Below are 379 nucleotides of genomic sequence, written 5' to 3'. Positions count from 1 at the left end.
GGTCGATAATCCCGGCAGCGGCGGCATCGACACCGGCAACGACTTCACCAACTTCCTGCCGCCGCCTGGCCAGGGCTTGACGCCGGGCTTCTGGAAGAACCATCTGGATATCTTGACCCAGGAGTTGGGCGAGTTCCATTCGGGCTGGACCTCCAACACCTCCTTTGAGACCATTTTCGGCTTCCAGAACCTGTCGAAGATCCCCGGAACGCCCTCGATCGCGGATGCGTTGGGAGCCCACGGTGGCGGCGTGAACCACCTCGAACGCTCCTCGGCGGCGGCGTTTCTCTCCGCTGCCGTCACTGCCGTGCCCGACGGCCCCGGTGGTAAACCGGAGCTCAATTTCAGTTTCTCCGCGGCGACGAGTTCGAACCCAGCC

General features: G+C 63.6%; 1 protein-coding gene. It reads left to right on the top strand.

What is annotated here, in order from left to right; all coding sequences use genetic code 11:
* A partial coding sequence (locus tag EOA29_RS42100; protein ID WP_210213252.1) for a hypothetical protein occupies positions 1-379 on the top strand: 379 nt, incomplete at both ends.

The organism is Mesorhizobium sp. M1E.F.Ca.ET.063.01.1.1 (assembly GCF_003998155.1).
Classification (GTDB): Bacteria; Pseudomonadota; Alphaproteobacteria; order Rhizobiales; family Rhizobiaceae; genus Mesorhizobium.
Note: the sequence above shows the minus strand (reverse complement) of the source record. Positions and strands in the feature narration are given on the sequence as shown.